The sequence below is a fragment of the Actinomadura monticuli genome (assembly GCF_041463655.1).
Classification (GTDB): domain Bacteria; phylum Actinomycetota; class Actinomycetes; order Streptosporangiales; family Streptosporangiaceae; genus Spirillospora; species Spirillospora monticuli.
In genome coordinates, this window is the sequence record NZ_JAXCEI010000005.1 from 514,082 (window position 1) to 531,029 (window position 16,948).

The following is a 16,948-nucleotide window of genomic DNA, read 5'->3' on the forward strand; positions in this document are numbered from 1 at the left end:
CGGTGTCAACGGCAAGGAGAGGAGCGGCGGTGGTCTCCGACACCCCGCGTCCCGCGCTGACCCGCGACCGCATCGTGCAGGCGGCGGTCGCGCTGATCGAGCGGGAGGGCGCGGACGCGCTGTCGATGCGCCGCGTCGCGGCCGAGCTGGACGTCGCGGTGATGTCGCTCTACAACCACGTCCCGAACAAGACCGCGCTGCTGGAGGGCGTCGCCGAGCACGTCGTCGCCGGCCTGGAGCTGGAGCGCGATCCGGCCGTCTCCTGGCAGGAGGGGGCGCGCGCCCTCGTCCGCGCGTTCCGCAAGGTCGCGCACGACTACCCGCGCTGCATGACGATCGTGTTCACCCACAAGGTCGACACGGCGGTGGGGCTGCGGCCGATGGAGCGCGCGCTCGCGCTGGCGGACGCGGCGGGCTTCGACGGCGGCACCGCCGTGCGGATCATGCGGGCGCTGCTCGCCTACGCGATCGGCGCCCAGATGCGCGAGGTCGGCATGGAGAAGATGCTCGGGCACCTGGCCGAGACGGGCGCCAAGTCGTGGAACCACCTCGACCCGGAGGAGTTCCGGCACGTCATCGCCTACGGCCCCGAGCTGGCCGCGCACGTTCCCGAGACCGACTTCGAGTTCGGCCTCGACCTGCTCATCGCCGCGCTGGAGGCGCTTGCGCGGACGGGGGCGGAGCGGACGAGGGCGGCGGGGGCGGGGTCAGGTACGGGCTGAGGCCCTGCCGGCAGAAGTCGGTCATGTAGCGGGCCGCGTCCTCGGCGGACACGTCGGGACGGCTCGTCTGCCACAGCGCCATCCGCTCGCTCGCGCCCATGATGATCTGCGTGTACGCCTCGATCACGTCGGCGGGCGCGGTCGGCGCGAACGTCGCCAGCACCCCGGCGATCAGCGTGCTCTGCTGCCGCCGCGTCGCCTCGATGGCCTCGGCGGTCTCCGGCGTCTCGGCCGTCGGCTCGCGCAGCAGCATCGCGAACGACTTGCTGTGCGAGTCGATGAAGGTGAAGTAGGCGACCATGCCGCGCCACAGGATGTCCTCGGGGGTGGTGGCGCCCGCCATGGCCTTCTGGGTGACGTCGAGCAGCTCGGCCTTGGAGCGGCTCACGCACGCGACGAGCAGCCCGTCCTTGGAGCCGAAGTACTCGTAGAGCATCGGCTTGGAGACGCCGCAGCGCTCGGCGATCTCGTCCATGGAGGTGGCCTGGTAGCCGCGCTCGCCGAACACCTGCTCCGCCACGTCCAGCATCTGCCGCTCGCGCGCGGCCCGCGACATCCGCTTGCGGCGGGGCGGGTGCGGGGGTGTGGCGCCACTCACAGGCGAATCCTCTCCGTTGGACCTACCGTCAGTAACCTACTCCAGGTAACTTGCCCAGAGTAGGTTACGCGAGAGGATGGGTTATGAGCGAGCGAGCCCCGTCGATCGTCATCATCGGCTCCGGCTTCGCCGGGCTCGGCATGGCGATCCGGCTCAAGCAGTCCGGCTTCCACGACTTCGCCGTCCTGGAGAAGAGTGAGGCGCTCGGCGGCACGTGGCACGACAACACCTACCCGGGGTGCGCCTGCGACGTCCCCTCGCACATGTACTCCTTCTCCTTCGAGCTGAACCCCGGCTGGTCGCGGATGTTCGCGCCGCAGCCCGAGATCCGCGCCTACCTGGAGCGCACCGCCGACAAGTACCGGGTGCGCGACCACATCCGCTTCGGCGCGGCCGTCGACTCCATGGAGTACGACGACGGCGCGAAGCGCTGGAACGTGACCCTCGCGGACGGGACGGTCCTCACTCCGAAGGCCATCGTGTCCGGCATCGGCGCCCTGCACGTCCCGTCCTTCCCAGCTCTGGCTGGCATCGAGCGCTTCCAGGGGACGGCCTTCCACTCCGCCGAATGGGACCACTCCTACGACCTGACCGGCAAGCGCGTCGCCGTCATCGGGACGGGCGCGTCCGCGATCCAGTTCGTCCCGAAGGTGGCGAAGCAGGCCGCCGACCTCGTCGTCTTCCAGCGGACGCCGCCGTGGATCCAGCCGAAGCCCGACGTGGCCATCCCGGCGCCGGTGCGCAAGGCGTTCGAGAAGGTGCCGGGGGCGGCCCGCGCCTTCCGGGGCGGCATCTACTGGGCGCTGGAGGCCCGCGCGGTCGGCTTCACCCTCGACCCGCGGCTGTCCGCCCCGCAGGAGAAGATCGCGCGCCGGCACCTTGCGAAGCAGATCCCCGACCCGGAGCTGCGCGCCAAGGTGACGCCCGACTACACGATCGGCTGCAAGCGCATCCTGCTGTCCAACGACTACTATCCGGCGCTCACCCGTCCCAACGTGCACGTGGAGACCTCCGCCGTCGCGGAGGTGCGGGAGAACTCGATCGTCACCGCGGACGGGCGCGAGTACGAGGTCGACTGCATCATCTACGGCACCGGCTTCAAGGTGACCGACGCGCTCACCGACCTGCGCGTCACCGGCCGGGACGGCGTCAAGCTCCAGGAGATCTGGGCGGACGGCATCGAGGCGCACCGCGGCACCACGATCCCCGGCATGCCGAACTTCTTCATGCTGCTCGGCCCGAACACCGGCCTCGGCCACAACTCCGTCGTGTTCATGATCGAGGTGCAGATCCAGCACGTGCTGAACTGCCTGCGCCTGCTCCAGGAGTCCGGCGCCGACGCGATCGAGCCGAAGTCGCAGGCCGCCCGCCGGTTCAACGACCGGATCCAGAAGCGGCTGCGCCGCGCCGTCTGGAACGAGGGCGGATGCAGCAGCTGGTACCTGGACGACCAGGGCGTCAACCGCACCCTCTGGCCGGGCCACACCTTCGAGTTCTGGGCGGGCTCCCGCAAGGTGGACCCGGACGAGTACCTCCTCACCCGCTGACGGGCGGGCCGGGAACGTCCGGGACGCCGTGCGCGCGCGTCCCGGACGTGTTACTCATGGGGCATGCGCAAGCCCCTGATGCCGAGCTGGCTCCCCAGCTTCAACAAGAAGGTCACCAACCGCATCCAGGGCGTGTACGCGCCCTACCTGCCGCCGCTCGCGATGATCGTCCACCGGGGGCGCAGGTCGGGCCGCGAGTACCGGACGCCGGTCACCGCGTTCCGCAGCGGCGGGCGGCTCATCGTCGGGCTGCCGTACGGGCGCGACACCGACTGGGTCCGCAACCTGCTCGCCGAGGGCCGCGGCGGCGTGGAGCGGCTGGGTCGCGTGCGGCGCATCACGGCCCCCCGCGTGCTGACCCCCGCCGAGGCCGCGGAGCTCCCCGCGCCCGGCCGCTTCGCCGCCCGCTACATGGACGTCCTGGTCGCGGACATAGAGGACTGACGGGAGCGCGCTTACTTCTCGGGCGCGAAGATGGGGCGGAAGCCCGCGATGAGCTGGCGGATCACGGGCCGCTGCTCGGCCGGGGTGCGCCCGCGCAGCTCGTGGATCGGGTCGAGGCCGTCGTAGTAGGGCGAGAGCGCGAGGAACGGCAGCAGCGTCATCAGCCACGTGGCGAGGACGGCGAGGTCGGCGTCCTCGCGGATGGCGCCCTCGGCCTTCCACAGCTCCAGCGTCGGATGGATGACCTGGAGGTAGTGCTGGTTCGCGGTGTCGCGGACGACGGACCGGACGCTGTTGTCGAGCTCGAAGTTCGTCGCCGCGGTGACCCCGCGCTCCAGCGGGTGGTCGGCCATGTACTCGGTCCAGTCGCACAGGACGTCGAAGAGCCACTCGTCGAAGGGCTGGTCGAAGGAGACGCGCTCGATGCGGCGCTCCATCTCCTCGCGGATGCGGCGGGACGCCTCGTCGCACACGAAGGCGAAGAACTCCAGCTTGTCGCTGAAGTACTGGAAGAGCGAGCCCTTGGCGATGCCGGCCTCGCGCGCGATGGTGTTCAGGCTGCCGGTCGAGTACCCGTGCTCCCCGAACTCGCGCATCGCCACCTCGAGGACGCGTTCGCGCTTGGCGACGTTGAGGCGGAACCAGGTCGACGTCGGCATGGACTCCTTCGACTTTCCGTCAGGATCCGGTAACCAGAACGTCAGGATAACGGTCCGCGCCGTCCCGTGTGACCCGATACCGCGCCCACGCCCCACCGGGCGCGGTGTCGAGCGCGCTCACCGGGTGCCGGGCGTGCCCTTCCGGCCGCGTCCGCGCCGCCGGTACAGGCTCGCGGCGCGGAGGGTGGCGTCGAGGGAGAACCGCGTGTCGGCGTCCTCCAGGCTGTCGCCGAGGTACCCCTCCAGCTGCCGGAGGCGGTACCGGACGGTCTGCGGGTGGATCTTGAGCCGCTCGCCGATGTCGACGGCGGTCGCCCGGGTGGTGACGGACTCGGCGAGCGTCTCGACGAGGCGCTTGCGCTGCCCGTCCGAGACGTCCCGCAGCGGCTCCAGGTGCTGCCGGGTGAGCTCCTCGATGAGCGGCGGGTCCAGCAGCAGCCACATGGTCATCAGGTGGTTCTGGCACGGGATGAGGGAGCCGTCCGGGATGACGCCCTCCTCGGCGAGGGAGAGCACGCGGCGGGCCCAGCGCAGCGAGTGGGTGGCCCGTTCCAGCGGAACGGTGAGCCCCAGGACGCAGCTGGCGTCCGACAGTGCGGCGCGCAGCATGTTGCGCCGGTCGGCGGTGAGCGGCCCGGGGACGAGCAGGCACGGCTCGGCGGAGTCGAAGTCGGTGAGGACGTCGGTGTCGAGCGCGGAGCGGGTGCAGGGCGCCTCGGGGTGCAGCGCGACGAGGGTGGCCTCCTCGGGCAGCGGCCACCAGCCGGTGGACTTGGCGAGGTCCTCGATGGCCTCGGGGACGACGGCGGGCCGCTGCAGGATCAGGTGCAGCAGCCGGCGGCGCTCCTCGCGGCGGCGCAGGTCGGCGTGCCCGGTGGCCTGCTGGTAGCCGAGCCGGGCCTGCGCGACGGACTCCTCCAGGTAGACGAGCATGGCGTCGACGGCGGCGGACACGACGGAGGTCGGCACCTGCTCGCGCTCGGCGAGGACGGCCGTCCGGCGCCAGGCGACGTGGAAGGCGATCCGGGCCGCGGCCTGGAGGTGGTCGAGGGTGCGCCCCTCGACGGCCTCGAAGCGGCCGATGGTGCGGCAGGTCTCGTCGCGCTGGGCGGTGGAGGCGTCCGGGTCGGCGACCCGGTCCAGGAACGAGGGGAGCAGGATGTCGGTGCAGAGCCGGAGGATCTGGTCGTAGGCGGGGTCGGGACGGTCGTACTCCGGGATGTTCTGCTTGATCTCGCTGACGATCTCGTTGGTCACATCGGACAGCCCCGCGCGCAGCAGGTCGAGGAAATCCTGGAACTCAGTCTGACTCCGGTCGTGTTCAGACAATTCCAATGCCTGCGCCATGGAAAGGAACCTCCGCATCGAGCCGGCCGGTCGCCGCGCCGCCGTCCCGGCCGAGACGGCGGCGTCGGATGGGGTGTACCGGGCGGGAAGCGAACACCCTGGACGAGATCGAGAACACCGTGAACATAAAGTCGCCAGTCCCGGCTGGCAAGGGCTTGCCGCATGATCGGCCCCGGGAGGGGGCTTCCTTGCGCACGTTGTGACAAGAACGCGGTTCGGTTACAGGGTCGTTGACAAACCCGGCGGGTCCGGGTCGGCCGGCGCGGCGCCGCCGAGGGGCATGTTACTCCCTGGTAGTCACCGGCGACGTGTTCCGCGAGATCGACTACTAACCCGTTGACAAATTCCGGCGGCCATTTACCGAATTGTGCCGATGAGCTTCCGGGCTCCTATTGAATACCGTGTCTACTCAGCCGTAACGTCCACGAAACCTCCTTCCTAGCGCGAGTGGTGGTGTCGTGGGAATCGAAGTGGTCGTCGAGGGGCTGACGAAAGTGTTCGGCCGGCAGACGATCTGGCGTGACGTCACGCTCAACCTGCCGCCCGGCGAGGTGAGCGTGCTGCTCGGCCCGTCCGGCACGGGCAAGACCGTCTTCCTCAAGTCGCTCGTCGGGCTGCTGAAGCCCGAGGAGGGCCGGGTCCTCATCGACGGCGTCGACATGGTCAACGACCGCGACCGCGACGTGTTCGAGGCCCGCAAGCGGTTCGGGCTGATGTTCCAGGACGGCGCCCTGTTCGGGTCCCTGCCGCTGTACGACAACATCGCGTTCCCGCTCCGCGAGCACACCCGCAAGAAGGAGTCGGAGATCCGGCGGATCGTGATGGAGCGGATGGAGATGGTCGGGCTCGGCGGCGAGGAGCGCAAGCTGCCCGGCCAGATCTCCGGCGGCATGCGCAAGCGCGCCGGCCTCGCCCGCGCCCTCGTCCTCGACCCGGAGATCATCCTGTGCGACGAGCCGGACTCCGGCCTCGACCCCGTCCGCACCGCGCACATCTCCCAGCTGCTGATCGACGTGAACGCGCGCATCGACGCGACCATGCTGATCGTCACGCACAACATCGACATCGCCGCGACCGTCCCGGACAACATCGGCATGCTGTACCGCCGCGACCTCGTCGCGTTCGGTCCCCGCGAGGCGCTGCTGACCAGCGAGGAACCGGCCGTCCTGCAGTTCCTGCACGGCGACGTGCACGGTCCGATCGGCATGTCGGAGGAGAAGGACGCGGCGCTGCTCGCGGCCGAGGCCGCCGCTCCGGCGCGCACCCACCGCACCCTGGAGATCCCGCCGCAGCTGCGCCCCACCCCGGGGATGCCGCCCCGGCAGGCCGAGCTGCGGCACGCCCGGCGCGTCGACGAGATGATGCCGCGGCTGTCCTACCAGGCGCAGCAGGCGATCCACGCCAACCGCAGGAACATGCGGGAGGGCGGGTTCCATGGCGCCAACTGAACCGGGACGAACCGACCGGGCGCCGATCGAACGGGCGCGAACCGAACATCAGGCCGGACTCCCGGCAACCTCCGTGGAAGGAGACGCGCGTGGCGGCACCTGACTCCGCTGTCCCCGGCGCCGGCGCGCTGCGCCAGACCGGCCGGCTCTTCGCGCTCGCCGGGACGGTGCTGGCGCTGTCGTTCCGGCGCCCGTTCCAGCTCCGCGAGCTGGTCCAGCAGTTCTGGTTCATCGCGTCGGTGTCGATCCTGCCGACGGCGCTCGTGTCCATCCCGTTCGGCGCGGTCATCTCGCTCCAGGTCGGGTCGCTGGCCAAGCAGCTCGGCGCGCAGTCGCTGACCGGCGGCGCGAGCGTCCTCGCGGTGGTGCAGCAGGCGAGCCCGCTGATCGTGGCGCTGCTGATCTCCGGCGCGGCGGGGTCGGCGATCTGCGCCGACCTCGGCTCCCGGACGATCCGCGAGGAGATGGACGCGATGGAGGTGATGGGCGTCTCGCCCATCCAGCGCCTCGTCGTGCCCCGCGTCCTCGCCTGCATGGCGGTCGCGGTGCTGCTGAACGGCCTGGTCTCCGTCGTCGGCGTGGCCGGCGGCTACTTCTTCAACGTGCTGCTGCAGGACGGGACGCCCGGCGCCTACCTCGCGTCGTTCTCCGCGCTCGCGCAACTCCCCGACCTGTACATCGGCGAGTTCAAGGCGCTGATCTTCGGGTTCATCGCCGGGGTCGTGGCCGCCTACCGCGGCCTGAACCCGAGCCCCGGCCCGAAGGGCGTCGGGGACGCGGTCAACCAGTCGGTCGTCATCACGTTCCTGATGCTGTTCTTCGTCAACGTCGTGCTGACCGCCATCTATCTGCAGGTCGTCCCCCCGAAGGGAGCGTGACATGGCGGTCCCCGGGGCTCGCCGCCTCCGCCCGGTGAAGCTGGTCTCGTGGCTGGACCAGCCCGGCGACCAGCTGGGCTTCTACGTCCGGGCGCTGCTGTGGACGCCGCGCGCGCTGCGCCGCTACCTGCGCGAGGCGCTGCGGCTGCTCGGCGAGGTGGCGTTCGGCAGCGGCGCGCTCGCCGTCATCGGCGGCACCGTCGGCGTGATGATCGGCATGACGATCTTCACCGGCGTCGTCGTCGGCCTGTCCGGCTACGCCGCGCTCGACCAGATCGGGTCGGCGGCGTTCACCGGCTTCGTGTCGGCGTACTTCAACACCCGTGAGATCGCGCCGCTGGCGTCCGGGCTGGCGCTGTCGGCGACGGTCGGCGCCGGGTTCACCGCGCAACTCGGCGCGATGCGGATCAACGAGGAGATCGACGCCCTGGAGGGCATGGGCATCCAGTCGGTGCCCTACCTGGTCACCACGCGGATCATCGCCGGCACCGTCGCGATCATCCCGCTGTACGGCATCGGGCTGCTCAGCTCCTACCTGGCGTCCAGACAGGTGACGATCTGGTTCAACGGGCAGTCGGCCGGTACCTACGACCACTACTTCAACATCTTCCTCGCCCCCGAGGACGTGCTGCTCTCGTTCGCCAAGGTGCTGATCTTCAGCGTGATGGTGGTGCTGGCGCACTGCTACTACGGCTATCGCGCGGTCGGCGGCCCCGCCGGCGTGGGCGTCGCCGTCGGCCGCGCGGTCCGCACCGCGATCGTGCTGATCAGCGTGACGGACTTCTTCGCCAGCCTCGCCATCTGGGGCGCCACGACGACGGTGAAGGTGACGGGCTGACATGGCGAAACGGACGACCCGGCATGTGGTCGGGCAGCGGCTGACCGGGGTGGCGTTCCTGCTCGTCCCGGCGCTGCTGGTCTGGCTGTCGATCGCGATCTATGACAAGCAGTTCACCGACGCGACGATGGTGACGCTGCGCACCTCGACGGCCGGGCACGAGATGCACCCGATGGCGGACGTGAAGGTCCGCGGCGTCGTGGTCGGCGAGGTCCGCTCCATCAAGGCGGACGGGTCCGGCGCGAAGCTGGAGCTGGCGCTGAAGCCGGGGATGACCGACCGGATCCCGGCGGACGTCCAGGCGCGGCTGCTGCCGACGACGGTGTTCGGCGCCCGGTTCGTCTCCCTCGTCCCGCCGCCCGGGTCGGCGGGCGCGCCGATCGCCGACGGCGACGTCATCTCCGAGGACCACTCGCAGAACGCGGTGGAGCTGTCGGAGGTCCTGAACCACACGATGGACCTGCTGAACACCCTCCAGCCCGCGAAGCTGTCGGCGACGCTGAACGCCATCTCGCGGGCGCTGGAGGGGCGCGGCGACCAGATCGGCCGCAACTTCGAGCAGCTCGACGCGTTCCTGACCAAGCTCAACCCGGAGGTCCCGGCGCTCACCCGCAACCTCCAGGAGCTGGCGGAGTTCACCCAGCACGCGTCCGACGCGGCGCCGGACCTGCTCCAGGCGCTCACCGACTTCACGGTGACGAGCCGGACGATCGCCGAGCAGCGCACCGCCCTCGCGACCCTGTACGACGCGGTGTCGGGGTCGTCCGCCGACCTGGAGGACTTCCTGCGCGCCAACTCCGGCAACATCATCGCGCTGGCGACCGAGAGCCGGGGAAGCCTGGACATCATGCGCCGCTACGCGCCCGCGGCGCCCTGCACGTTCCGGACGCTCGCCGGCTTCATCCCGACGATGAACAAGGTCCTCGGGAAGGGCACGAACCGGCACGGCGTCCACGGCGTGGTCGTGCCGGTGACGAGCAAGGGCCGCTACGTCCCGGGCAGGGACGCGCCGCGCTACGACGGCGGCGACGGGCCGCACTGCCCGAGCGTCCCGTACCTGGCGACCGGGAACGGGGTGCGGGTGCTGCCCGCCGGCGGGGCGCCGGGCACCGGCGGCGCGGCCGGCAGCGGCCTCGGCCCCGCGAACTCGGCGTCGGAGAACGACCTGGTCAACGAGCTCGCCGGGCCGCCGCTCGATGAGGTCCCCGAGGAACTGCCGGACTGGTCGAGCGTGCTGGTCGGGCCGATCTACCGGGGCACGGAGGTGACGGTCAAGTGAGGCTCACCGGCCAGGGGATCAAGGGCATGGGCTTCCCGCTCGTCAGCTCGCTGATCTTCATCGCGGTGACGGTGCTGGCGACGGCGCTGCTGGCGTCCAGCATCACCGGCGCCACCAGCGGCGACCGCGTCACCTACTACGCCAAGTTCACCGACGTCGCCGGGCTGCACCCGGGGCACGGGGTGCGGATCGCGGGCGTCCAGGTCGGCCAGGTCGAGGAGATCAAGGTCAGCGACCGGCGGCTCGCCCGGGTGAAGTTCTCCGTCGACCGGGACCGGCAGATCCCCGCGTCGGCGACGGCCGCCGTCAGGTACCTGAACCTGGTCGGCGGGCGGTACATCGCGCTCGGCCAGGGCACCGGCTCGCCGGGCCAGGTGCTGAAGCCCGGCGGGACGATCCCGGTCGAGCACACGGCCGGGACGCTGAACCTCACCCAGCTGTTCCAGGGCTTCCAGCCGCTCATGCAGGCGCTGTCGCCCGGGGACGCGAACAAGCTGTCGGAGTCGGTCGTCAAGGTGCTCCAGGGCGAGAGCGGCACCGTCGAGAGCCTGCTGCGCACCGTCGGGCAGCTCACGAGCACGCTCGCCGCCAAGGACGAGGTGATCGGCCAGGTCATCACGAACCTCGACAGCGTCGTGCGGACCATCAACGGCCGGGACCGGCAGCTCGTCGACCTGGTCACCACGCTGCGCCGGTTCACCTCCGGGCTCGCCACCGACCGCAGGCCCCTCGGCGAGGCGCTCGGGTCGATCGCCGACCTGACCACCGCCACGGCCGGGCTGCTCCAGGTGACGCGGGACCCGCTGAAGGACGACATCGTCCAGCTCGGCCGGCTCAGCGACAACCTCAACCGCGACCAGCCGCTGCTGGAGCGATTCCTGCAGCGGTCCCCCGGGAAGATGGCGACCTTCGGGCGCCTGGCCTCCTACGGGTCGTGGGTGAACTTCTACCAGTGCGAGGTGAAGTTGATCGGCGTCAGCTACGCGGGCTCGGACCTGTCGAACCAGCCGCCGCCGACCGGCATCCCCATCAAGGACGCGAGGTGCCGCGGATGACGCCCCCGACCCCGCCCACCCCGCCGCCGGGCGGCCCGCCCCCGATCCCCCCGGGGGGCGGGCCACCGGGTGGACCGCCGGTGGGCCCGCCGGCCGGCGGGCCGCCCCCGGGCGGGCCGACGGCGCCGCTGCCGCGCGCCCTGCCCCGCCCGAAGAAGGGCCGGCCCCGGCTGAAGCCGCTGCGCGAGCGCAACCCGATCGGGATCGCGGCCGTCGGCATCGTCATCCTGCTCGTCCTCGGGACGCTCGCCTACCGCGCCGACCAGCTGCCGGTCATCGGCGGCGGGACGACGTACAGCGCCTACTTCTCCGAGGCCGCCGGGCTGAACCCCGGCCAGGAGGTCCGCGTCGCGGGCGTGAAGGTCGGCAAGGTCACCGACGTGTCCCTCAAGGGCAACAAGGTCAAGGTGACGTTCCGGGTCAAGGACACCTGGGTCGGGAACTCCACCCGCGCCACCATCATGATCAAGACGCTGCTGGGGTCGAAGTACCTCCAGCTCGACCCGCTCGGCTACCGCAAGCAGAACCCGAAGGTGCCGATCCCGCTCGACCGGACCGTGGCCCCCTACGACGTGACGAGCGCGTTCCAGGACCTCGGCCGGACGTTCGAGCAGCTCGACACGGCCAAACTCGCGCAGAGCCTGGAGACGATCTCCACGACGTTCGAGGACACCCCGGTGAGCGTCCGGGTGGCGCTGCACGGCCTGTCGTCGCTGTCCACCACGATCGCCTCGCGGGACGCCGAGCTGTCCCGGCTGCTCGCCGGGACCAAGCAGCTGTCGGGCACGATCGCCGCGCAGAACGAGCAGTTCGAGACGCTCTTCAAGGACGGCAACCTGCTGCTCGGCGAGCTGCGCCGGCGGCGGGACGCGATCCACGCGCTGCTCGTCGGCACGCAGCGGCTCGGCACGGAGCTGATCGGCCTCGTCGACGACAACCGCCGCACGCTCGGCCCGACGCTCGCGTCACTGGAGAAGGTCATCGGCGTCCTGCAGCGCAACCAGAAGAGCCTGGAGCGCGTGCTGACGACGGCCGTCCCCTACATCCGCGTGCTCGGGAACGCGACGGGCAACGGCCGCTGGGTGGACGGCTACCTGTGCGGGACCGTCCCCAAGGAGTACCTGGAGAACGGCAGGTGGCAGCCGGAGGACCCGGACCGCTGCAAGCCGCCGCACCTGACGGGAGGACGGTGACATGGCGTCCCCCTCGGCACGCCCCGTGAAGCTGCCGAAGCTCGGCTCGCCGATCCGCGACCACCGGACGCGGGTGGTGCAGGCGCTCATCGCGGTGTTCGTCCTGCTGGTCGCGATCGCGCTGGTGCCGTTCCTGAGCGGCGGGCCCACGCACCGGATCACGGCGTACTTCGCCACCGCGATCGGCGTCTACCCCGGCTCCGACGTCCGCGTCCTCGGCGTGAAGGTCGGGTCGATCGACTCGATCAAGCCGCTCGGCGACAAGGTCAAGGTCGAGATGCGGGTGAACGACGACGTCGACGTCCCCGCCGCGGCCCGCGCGATCGTCATCGCGCCGAACCTGGTGTCGGACCGGTACGTCCAGCTCGACCCCGCCTACAGCGGCGGCCCGAAGATGGCCGACCGCGCGTTGATCGACGTAAGCCGCACGGCGACCCCGTTGGAACTGGACCAGCTCTACGCCGCGGTCCGGAAGATCTCGGGCGACCTCGGCCCGCAGGGGCTGAACGCCCAGGGCGCCCTGTCGGACGTCATCCGGGTCGGCGCCGCCAACCTCGGCGGCAACGGCCAGGCCCTCAACACCATGATCGCCGACCTCGGCAAGGCGTCGCAGACGCTGTCCGACAACAGCGGCGACCTGTACGCGACCGTCGCCAACCTCAACAGGTTCAGCGAGATGCTCCGCGCTAACGACGGGCAGATCAGGCTGGCGGAGAGCCAGCTCTCCGAGGTCAGCGGCTTCCTCGCCGCCGACCGCGACGAGCTCGGCGCGGCCCTGCGCAACCTCGCGAAGGCGCTCGCCGAGGTGAAGGGGTTCATCCAGGACAACCGCGCGGCGCTGAAACGCAACGTCGCCAAGCTCTCCGACGTCACGCAGATCCTCGTCGACCAGCGGGCGTCCCTCGCCGAGCTCATCGACACCGCGCCGCTGGTGACGCAGAACGCGCTGAACGCCTACGACCCGAAGACCCGGACGCTGATGGCGCGCGGCAACCTCCTGGAGATCACCAAGGCGTTCGGCAGCCTGAACCAGCCGGGCGTCGACCCGGTCGCCGCCGACGAGCGGCCGCTGTGCGCGTCGGCGTCGGCCGCGACGGAGGCGCTCCGCGAGCAGTGCGACCGGCTGACGAAGGGCGGGCTGGTCGCGGTGGCGCCCAGCCAGGAGACCGGGCTGCCGGCGCTGCCGCTGCCGCCCGCGGGCAAGATCTACGCCGGCACCGGCGGGAAGGCGGTCCGCTGATGCGCGCGGCCAAGCTCGTTGCGGCCCTCACCGCCGGCGTCGTCCTCGCGGCCGGGACGGGCTGCTCGGTGCAGCTGGAGGACGTCCCGCTGCCCGGCGGCGCCGACCTCGGCGACCACCCCTACACGGTGAAGGTGCAGTTCGAGGACGTGCTGAACCTCGTCCCGCAGGCCGCCGTCCGGGTCAACGACGTCCCGGTCGGACGGGTCAAGAAGGTGTCGCTGCCGAAGGGGGCGTGGCAGGCGGAGGTGACGCTCGTCGTGAACGGCGACGTGCACCTGCCCGCGAACGCGACCGCCAACCTGGAGCAGTCGAGCCTGCTGGGGGAGAAGTACGTCAAGCTGGCCGCGCCGGCGACGGCGCCGTCCCCGCAGCGGCTCACCGACGGCGCGGTGATCCCGGCGTCGCGCACGACGCGCAACGCCGACACCGAGGAGGTGTTCGGCGCGCTGTCGCTGCTGCTGTCGGGCGGCGGGCTCCCGCAGATCCGGACGATCAACCGGGAGCTGAACCAGGCGCTCAACGGCCGCGAGGACAAGGTCCGGTCGGCGCTGCGCAACCTCAACACCCTCACCAGCACGCTGAACCGGAACCGGCAGTCGATCGTGAACGCGCTCGACGGGCTGAACCGGCTGTCGTCCACGGTCGCGTCCCGCAACGGGCAGGTCGCGACCGTCCTGGACGATCTCTCGCCCGGCCTGAAGGTGCTGGACGAGCAGCGCGGCCAGCTCCTCACGATGCTGCGCCGGCTGGAGAAGCTGTCGGACGTCGCCGTCAAGACGATCAACGCGAGCCGGGACGACACGGCCGCGAACCTGCGGTCGCTGGCGGTCATCCTGCGCAAGCTCGCCGACTCCGGCCGCGACCTGCCGAAGTCGCTGGAGATCCTGCTGACATACCCGTTCACGGATGAGGCGCTCAAGGCGATCAAGGGCGACTACCTCAACGGCTACGTCACCGTCATCGCCGCCGACGGCTACAACTGCGTCATCCCGCCGGTCAAGGAGAGGAGCCCGAAGGGCGTCCTCGACGAGGAGGACGAGGACGGAGCCGCGCGGGCACGCGCCCTCGCCGCGACGCCCACGGTTCCCGGGCCCCAGCCAACGCCGTGCCCGGACACCGCGACCGGCCCCGGTTCGACGGCCACGGCGCCCGGCGCGGGGACCCCCGCCACGGGGACGCCCACCACGGGAACGCCGCAGCCGGTGGCACCGAGCCAGGCGCCGCGGAACGAAAGCCCGAGCAGCGAGCCCGCCCTCCCGCTGCCGACGCTCGGTGAGGGGAACTGACATGCTGACCCTGGTCACCCGCATCAAGATCGCCGTGTTCGTCGTCATCGCGATCGTCGTGGTCTCCTACATCGGCGTCACCTACGGCGACGTCGGCCGCTACGTCGGGCTGCGCGGGTACTACACCGTCCGGCTCGACCTGCCCGAGACCGGCGGCCTCTTCGAGGGGTCCGCGGTGTCGTACCGGGGTGTCACCGTCGGCAAGGTCGGCAAGCTCGACCTCACGCACGACGGCGTCATCGCCGAGCTTCGGATCGACAACTCCGCGCCGGACATCCCGCGTGACCTCCAGGCGATCGTCGCGAACCGCTCCGCGGTCGGCGAGCAGTACGTCGATCTGCGACCGCGCGCCGCCTCCGGCCCCTACCTGGCGCAGGGCACGACGATCCCGCGCAGCGCCACCACCACCCCGGCGCCGGTCAACGAGACGCTGAAGAGCGTCAACGACTTCACCGCCTCACTGCCGCTGAACGACACCAAGATCCTCATCGACGAGATGGGGCTGGCGTTCGCCGGGCAGGGCCCGCACCTCCAGCAGCTCCTCGACACGAGCGCCCAGTTCATCGCGGCGTCCGACGCGGCGTTCCCCGACTCGCGCGCGCTGATCCACAACGGGCAGGCGGTGCTGCGGACGCAGAACGAGATGTCGGGGGCGTTCAAGTCGTTCGCGACCAACTCCAGCCTGCTCGCGGCGCAACTCCGCGACTCCGACGCCGACCTGCGCGAGCTCATCTCGGCCGGGCCCGGCGCGGCGGCCGAGCTGTCCGGCCTGCTCCACGACCTGGACCCGAGCCTCAGCGTCCTGCTGGCGAACCTCCTCACGACCGCCCGCGTCGCCGAGCCGCGGCAGGCGGCCATCGAGGAGATGCTGGCCAATCTTCCGCAGGTCGCGGCGATCGGCCCCAGCATCGTGGACGGGGACAAACTCCGGATGGGCCTGGCCACCACGTTCTTCAACCCCCAGCCGTGCACCCGCGGCTACGGCAAGACGAAGTACCGAGACGGCCTCACGCTGTCGCCCGCGCCGTTCAACACCGACGCGCACTGCTCGGAGAGCCCGAGCAGCGGCATCAACGTGCGGGGCACCGCCAACGCACCGCGCAAGGGCGTCCCGGCGCCGGCGAAGCCCGGCAAGCTGAGCGGCCCGGAGGCGACGGGGCTGCTCGCCTCGCTGGGCCTGGCCGGGTTGACGCGGCAGCAGGCGCCGTCCGGCGACCTCGCCACCCTGCTCGGGCTCGGAGGTACGCGGTGACGATCGTGGCGGCCGTGCTGCGCAAGCCGACCCGGATGATCGAGTGGATCAAACCGGCCGGTTACGCCCTCACGGCCGTCGCCGCGGTATTGCTCCTCCTGGCGTTCTGGTCGCTGTTCCAGTCCGGGCGGGGCGCCGACCACGACCTCGCCGCCGCCCGGGACGACGTGACCCGGACCGCCGTCCGCGACCTGGCGCTGATCAACAGCATCGACCCCAAGGTGGCGGAGCTGGACATGACGCACTGGCTGGACGTCGCCACCGGCCCGTTCGCGGACGCACTCAAACGCGACATGCCCAACGCCCGCGCGAAGTTCGCCGGGCAGAAGGCGCCCTCGCACGGGCGCGTCACCGCCCTCGCCGTCACCTCGCTCGACCGGTCGGCGGGGGAGGCGACCGTCCTCGCCTCCGTCCGGATCTTCACCGACCCCGTCGGCGACGCCGCCCAGGGCACCGAGCAGCGTAAACGATACGAGGTCGGGATGCAGCGGGTCGGCGACGTGTGGAAGATCAGCTCGCTGAGATCCCTGGCAGCCGGAGGGAGCGGCCCGTGAGCATCACCGAGGAGCGCCCCGCGCGCCGCGACCCCGCCCCGCGGAAGAAGAAAAGGAAGAAGACCGCCCGGCGCTCGCTGGTCCCCGGACTCAAGCGGACGGCCGGGCTGGGGTGGCCGGTGGCCCTCGCCCTGGCGCTGTGCCTGTCCGCCTTCGCCGTACACGGCTGGGCCGACAGGAGAAGCGAGCGGTCACCGGCCGCCAACCGGGCACTCGTCGACAAGACGGCGACCGGCAAGGTCGTCGCCGACGTCTCGGCGAAGGTCGCGCGGATCTTCACCTACAGCCACACCGACCCGGCGGCCACCGAGCGGGCCGCGAACGACGTCCTCACCGGCCGCGCCGTCGGCGACTACCGCAAGCTGTTCGGCCTGGTGAAGCAGAACGCACCGGTCATGAAGCTCGCCCTCACCACGACGGTGACGAGGGCGGGGCTGATCAAACTCTCCCGTGACGGGACGGCGGTCCTGCTGGTCCTGCTGGACCAGCGGGCGACCAGGGCGGGGAAGCCGACCGGTTCGCCGGTCGCGGCCCAGCTCATCGTCACGGCCCGCGACGACCACGGCTGGCGCATCAGCGACCTCCGGGCCGCCTGAACGAAGGGT

The 16,948-nt window shown here is 71.2% G+C and carries 17 protein-coding genes; 14 read left to right on the plus strand and 3 right to left on the minus strand.

The window, feature by feature from the left end; genetic code table 11:
- Positions 1–29: 29 nt before the first annotated feature.
- Complete coding sequence (locus SM611_RS14290) at positions 30–722, plus strand: TetR/AcrR family transcriptional regulator (protein WP_371949996.1); 693 nt, start codon at positions 30–32, stop codon at positions 720–722.
- Here the strand turns inward: SM611_RS14290 and SM611_RS14295 are convergent.
- Positions 643–1,320: a TetR/AcrR family transcriptional regulator gene (locus SM611_RS14295; RefSeq protein ID WP_371949997.1), complete on the minus strand. Its 678-nt coding sequence runs from the start codon at positions 1,318–1,320 to the stop codon at positions 643–645. The genes SM611_RS14290 and SM611_RS14295 overlap by 80 nt on opposite strands.
- Positions 1,321–1,403: 83 nt before the next feature.
- Here SM611_RS14295 and SM611_RS14300 point away from each other — a divergent pair, with 83 nt between their 5' ends.
- Both SM611_RS14300 and SM611_RS14305 read left to right on the plus strand, forming a co-directional pair.
- On the plus strand, positions 1,404–2,867 hold the full coding sequence (locus SM611_RS14300; RefSeq protein ID WP_371949998.1) for a flavin-containing monooxygenase: 1,464 nt from the start codon (positions 1,404–1,406) through the stop codon (positions 2,865–2,867).
- 63 nt (positions 2,868–2,930) lie between these two features.
- Complete coding sequence (locus SM611_RS14305) at positions 2,931–3,311, plus strand: nitroreductase family deazaflavin-dependent oxidoreductase (protein ID WP_371949999.1); 381 nt, start codon at positions 2,931–2,933, stop codon at positions 3,309–3,311.
- An 11-nt stretch (positions 3,312–3,322) separates the two neighbouring features.
- Here the strand turns inward: SM611_RS14305 and SM611_RS14310 are convergent, their stop codons facing one another.
- The gene (locus SM611_RS14310) at positions 3,323–3,970 is read right to left on the minus strand and encodes a TetR/AcrR family transcriptional regulator (RefSeq protein ID WP_371950000.1); all 648 of its coding nucleotides are present in this window, start codon (positions 3,968–3,970) and stop codon (positions 3,323–3,325) included.
- Between the two features lie 117 nt (positions 3,971–4,087).
- Positions 4,088–5,317 carry a PucR family transcriptional regulator gene (locus tag SM611_RS14315; protein ID WP_371950001.1) on the minus strand — a complete coding sequence of 410 codons (1,230 nt, stop codon included), beginning with the start codon at positions 5,315–5,317 and terminating at the stop codon, positions 4,088–4,090.
- Between the two features lie 458 nt (positions 5,318–5,775).
- Between SM611_RS14315 and SM611_RS14320 the strand changes: the two genes are divergently transcribed.
- From SM611_RS14320 to SM611_RS14370, 11 genes are all read left to right on the plus strand, one after another.
- Positions 5,776–6,765 carry an ABC transporter ATP-binding protein gene (locus SM611_RS14320; protein ID WP_371950002.1) on the plus strand — a complete coding sequence of 330 codons (990 nt, stop codon included), beginning with the start codon at positions 5,776–5,778 and terminating at the stop codon, positions 6,763–6,765.
- An 89-nt stretch (positions 6,766–6,854) separates the two neighbouring features.
- Entirely contained in the window at positions 6,855–7,643 is a 789-nt protein-coding gene (locus SM611_RS14325; RefSeq protein ID WP_371950003.1) for an MlaE family ABC transporter permease, read from the plus strand.
- A gap of 1 nt (position 7,644) precedes the next feature.
- On the plus strand, positions 7,645–8,481 hold the full coding sequence (locus SM611_RS14330; protein ID WP_371950004.1) for an MlaE family ABC transporter permease: 837 nt from the start codon (positions 7,645–7,647) through the stop codon (positions 8,479–8,481).
- 1 nt (position 8,482) lies between these two features.
- Positions 8,483–9,760: an MCE family protein gene (locus tag SM611_RS14335; protein ID WP_371950005.1), complete on the plus strand. Its 1,278-nt coding sequence runs from the start codon at positions 8,483–8,485 to the stop codon at positions 9,758–9,760.
- Positions 9,757–10,815 (plus strand): MCE family protein, encoded by a 1,059-nt coding sequence (locus tag SM611_RS14340; protein ID WP_371950006.1) that lies wholly within the window; start codon positions 9,757–9,759, stop codon positions 10,813–10,815. Before SM611_RS14335 ends, SM611_RS14340 begins: the two co-directional genes overlap by 4 nt.
- Positions 10,816–10,895: 80 nt before the next feature.
- Positions 10,896–12,008 carry an MCE family protein gene (locus tag SM611_RS14345; protein WP_371950007.1) on the plus strand — a complete coding sequence of 371 codons (1,113 nt, stop codon included), beginning with the start codon at positions 10,896–10,898 and terminating at the stop codon, positions 12,006–12,008.
- Between the two features lies 1 nt (position 12,009).
- The gene (locus tag SM611_RS14350) at positions 12,010–13,248 is read left to right on the plus strand and encodes an MCE family protein (RefSeq protein ID WP_371950008.1); all 1,239 of its coding nucleotides are present in this window, start codon (positions 12,010–12,012) and stop codon (positions 13,246–13,248) included.
- Positions 13,248–14,537 (plus strand): MCE family protein, encoded by a 1,290-nt coding sequence (locus tag SM611_RS14355; protein ID WP_371950009.1) that lies wholly within the window; start codon positions 13,248–13,250, stop codon positions 14,535–14,537. The genes SM611_RS14350 and SM611_RS14355 overlap by 1 nt, the downstream gene beginning before the upstream one ends.
- Position 14,538: 1 nt before the next feature.
- Positions 14,539–15,789, plus strand: a complete 1,251-nt coding sequence (locus tag SM611_RS14360; RefSeq protein WP_371950010.1) for an MCE family protein — start codon at positions 14,539–14,541, stop codon at positions 15,787–15,789.
- Positions 15,786–16,343: a hypothetical protein gene (locus tag SM611_RS14365; RefSeq protein ID WP_371950011.1), complete on the plus strand. Its 558-nt coding sequence runs from the start codon at positions 15,786–15,788 to the stop codon at positions 16,341–16,343. The genes SM611_RS14360 and SM611_RS14365 overlap by 4 nt, the downstream gene beginning before the upstream one ends.
- Positions 16,340–16,939 (plus strand): hypothetical protein, encoded by a 600-nt coding sequence (locus SM611_RS14370; protein ID WP_371950012.1) that lies wholly within the window; start codon positions 16,340–16,342, stop codon positions 16,937–16,939. Before SM611_RS14365 ends, SM611_RS14370 begins: the two co-directional genes overlap by 4 nt.
- Positions 16,940–16,948 lie beyond the last annotated feature (9 nt).